Here is a 1511-nt window from a genome sequence, read left to right as displayed (position 1 = left end):
ACCGTCCTCGACATGCATCATGGGGCAATGGCGCAGCCAGTCGAGCAATTCCTCGCGGTCGTGCGCCGCCAGAATAGCATCCACCGTATCGTCATGATGCTTCTTCGAGTAGCCCTCTGACAGCATCAGCAGGTGCAGGTCGTGGTTGCCCAGCACGGTGATGGCAGCATCGCCCAGTCCCTTGACGAAGCGCAGCGTCTCCAGAGAGTGCGGACCGCGATTGACCAGATCGCCGACCAGCCAGAGGCGGTCATGCGCAGGGTCGAAGCGGATCAGGTCGAGGAGGCGCCGGAAGGAATCGAAGCAGCCCTGGATGTCGCCGACGGCGTAGGTGGTCATGTTAGGAACAGGGCCGCAGCAGGGTGTTCCGGCATACGGCCCGACTGCACATACTTCACCAGTTCTCCCACAACCTCATCCACCTTGAAGCCGCTGACCCGAACGGATGCCGGCAAATCGCTGCCGCGAACGATCGACCTCACATAACCTTGGATGAAAACCCGCTCGATGATCTGGATATCGCCAAGTTCGTAAAAGGCGGACATCCCGAGCACATAGTCCGCCTTCATGAAGTCCACGAACGATATCGGCAGCATGCCTGCCGCCAGCAAGGGCAGATTGGCGGCAAGGCGGGAAGTCCTCTTGTTGCCGTTTGCGAAGGCCTGCAGATAGGGAAGGCGGGTCATCAAATAAAGCGCCGCCGCAACAGGTTCCAGTTCGACGGCCGTATCGACAACCAGCGCCAGTCCCCTGCCAATGTACCCCGTCCCGGGGCGGAAAGGCGGCCCGTATGCCGAACGCCCCAGCCGCACTTCCTCGTATTCCCTCGGCACACCGCGCTGCCCGTCTGGGAGGAAATGCTCCGAATCCGCCGCCTCGGCAAGACCGTGCCGATCCGTAAGCAGGGAATGGAGCCGGCACACTGTTTCGACGGTCAGTTCCCGGTGCGACCACAAATACTCGATGGCATTCTTGTGATTGAGAATGAGCAGCGCATCCTCGACCGGTTTGTCCGGATTGCGTTGGCCGTATTCGATCAGCGCCTGGGTATCGATGGCCGAATAAGTGCCGCCCTCGAGCAACGACGAGGCCCATGAAAAATCGATCAGGAAATCCGCCAGGAATTTCCTGTCGAGCGGACGCGAAATGGCGTTGAGCTTGCGCAAGCGCGCCGCCTTTTCCGGGGCGATCCCGGGTTCCGGTAATAGCTGCTCTTCACGAAAACCAACGGAGGGCCGCGCCTGCCAGTCTGTTTCAAAATAGCGCCGTACATCCTCCTCCGGGAATTGCGCCCCCGAAACATAGCGTATGCCAGGCCCCTTCCCGATCGCCTCGATGCGCCCTTCATTTACCAGGTTTCGCAGGCGGCGATTGAGCGTAGACCGGCTAATTCCGGCAAACCGTGTCCCCAAAGCATCGGGGGCGGCCCCATAAGGCCCCGCGACGACAATGGCTCGCATCAGATCTTCCGCAGACAAGGCCTTTGTTCGCGCCATTTTGACAATATTATT

The 1511-nt window shown here is 60.1% G+C and carries 2 protein-coding genes; both read right to left on the bottom strand.

Translation table 11 applies throughout. The annotated features are described in order from the left end of the window. The coding region (locus HS122_20245) for a metallophosphoesterase (GenBank protein MBE7540728.1) at window positions 1-339 on the bottom strand (339 nt) is incomplete at its 3' end. Beyond that, window positions 336-1511, bottom strand: a 1176-nt coding sequence (locus tag HS122_20240) for a Fic family protein (GenBank protein MBE7540727.1), incomplete at its 5' end; no start/stop codon positions are given. The genes HS122_20240 and HS122_20245, both read right to left, overlap by 4 nt.

This window comes from Opitutaceae bacterium (assembly GCA_015075305.1).
Classification (GTDB): domain Bacteria; phylum Verrucomicrobiota; class Verrucomicrobiia; order Opitutales; family Opitutaceae; genus UBA6669.
This window is presented reverse-complemented; position numbering and strand designations above follow the sequence as displayed.